Below are 1,850 nucleotides of genomic sequence, written 5' to 3'. Positions count from 1 at the left end.
GATCGCGCGGGGACTCGCTGGCGGCGGCGAAGCGCGGCAGGTCAGCGCCCGGAAACAGGCTGGCATAGTCGGGCAGGGCGGCGGTGCCTTGCCCGGGCATGTCGGGCAGGATGTCGGCCAGCCGGTCGGGATCGGGCAGCAGCAGCGAGGTGCGGGCGCGCAGGATCTCGTCGCGGAACTGGCCCGAGAGCTGCAGCGCCATCAGCTTGATGACCGCCAGCGAATCCGCCGGCTGCCAGGGGGCAACGGGGGCGTTGAACAGGAAGAACTCCGGCGCCCCGCGCCCGAGGCTCTGGTCGTTGATCTCGGCGATGCGGGCATTGACCCCGGCGGCATAGGCGCGCAGCGCCTCGGTCGTGGCCGCGTCCTGCGCCGAGACCGAGCGGGTGGCGGCGGTATAGAGATCGAGCCTGCGCATCAGGATGTCGGTGTCGAGCGTGCGCCGCCCGAAGACCTCTGAAAGCCGGCCCTGCGCGGTGCGCCGCATCAGCACCATCTGCCACATGCGGTCCTGGGCATGGGCGTAGCCGAGGCCGAAATAGGCGTCCGCGTCGCTCCCGGCGAAGATATGCGGCACCGCCGCGTTGTCGCGCACGATCTCGATCTCGCCCGCCAGGCCGGTCACGGCGAGCTCCTTGTCGTATTCGGGCAGCGAGCGCGAGGCGAGGTAGTAGACCAGCAGCACCACGATCACCGACAGCATGATCGCCATCGAGGCAAATCTCAGGAGCCATCGAAAGAGTGTCGCCATTGGGAAAACCCCTGCTGTCCGGTTTTCCGGGGCTTAGCGCGCCGCCGCCCCCTTGCCAAGGGGCGGGGCAGCGGCGACAAAGTGCAAAGCACAGCGATAACGGGAGGTTTACCCATGGCGAAATGCGCGTTCCTGGGTCTTGGGGTGATGGGATACCCGATGGCCGGCCACATGGTGGCGGCGGGTCACGAGGTCACGGTCTACAACCGCAGCACGGCCAAGGCGGAGAAATGGGTGGCCGAGCACGGCGGCGCGATGGCCGCCACCCCGCGCGAGGCGGCGGCGGGCGCGGAGTTCGTGATGGCCTGCGTCGGCAACGACGACGACCTGCGCTCGGTCTGCCTCGGCGAGGACGGCGCCTTTGCCGGCATGGGCGACGGCGCGCTCTTCGTCGATCACACCACGGTGAGCTCGATGGTGACGCAGGAACTCTACGCCATCGCCAAGGAGCAGGGCGCGGGCTTCGTCGACGCGCCGGTGTCCGGCGGCCAGGCGGGAGCCGAGAACGGCCAGCTTGTGGTGATGTGCGGCGGCGACCAGGCGGATTACGACCGCGCCGCCCCGGTGATCGACGCCTATGCCAAGCTCTGCAAGCGCATCGGCGACAGCGGCGCCGGGCAGAAATGCAAGATGGTCAACCAGATCTGCATCGCGGGACTGGTGCAGGGGCTCTCCGAGGGGCTGGCCTTCGCGGAGAAGGCCGGAATCGACGGGCGTGCCGTGGTCGACGTGATCGGCGGCGGCGCCGCGGGCTCGTGGCAGATGGTCAACCGCTACGAGACGATGCTCGACGATCACTTCGAGCACGGCTTCGCGGTCGACTGGATGCGCAAGGATCTCGCCATCTGCCTCGCCACCGGCGAAGAGATCGGCGCCGCGCTGCCGGTCACCGCGCTGGTCGATCAATTCTACAAGGATGTACAGAGCATGGGCGGTGGCCGCTGGGACACCTCTTCGCTCATCAAGCGCCTCAAGGCGTTCGGCTGACGGCACCCTCGGATGCCTCCGGCGGGGATATTTAGGGCCAGAAGAAACCAGAAGCGCTCCGCCCCCTGTTTCTTCTGGCCACAAATATCCCGGGGGTAAGCGCGCCCCGGCG

Annotated in this window: 2 protein-coding genes; one reads left to right on the top strand and one right to left on the bottom strand. The window is 68.4% G+C overall.

Annotation, left to right across the window (positions count from 1 at the left end; all coding sequences use genetic code 11):
• A partial coding sequence (locus AC6RA4_RS15875; RefSeq protein ID WP_500161948.1) for a penicillin acylase family protein occupies positions 1 to 751 on the bottom strand: 751 nt, incomplete at its 3' end.
• A 114-nt stretch (positions 752 to 865) separates the two neighbouring features.
• Here AC6RA4_RS15875 and AC6RA4_RS15870 point away from each other — a divergent pair.
• The gene (locus AC6RA4_RS15870; protein ID WP_500161946.1) at positions 866 to 1,738 is read left to right on the top strand and encodes an NAD(P)-dependent oxidoreductase; all 873 of its coding nucleotides are present in this window, start codon (positions 866 to 868) and stop codon (positions 1,736 to 1,738) included.
• The last annotated feature ends 112 nt before the right edge of the window (positions 1,739 to 1,850 follow it).

The sequence above is a fragment of the Salipiger sp. genome (genome assembly GCF_059781815.1).
The sequence above is the reverse complement of the archived record's forward strand: the minus strand, read 5'-3'. Positions and strand labels throughout refer to the sequence as shown.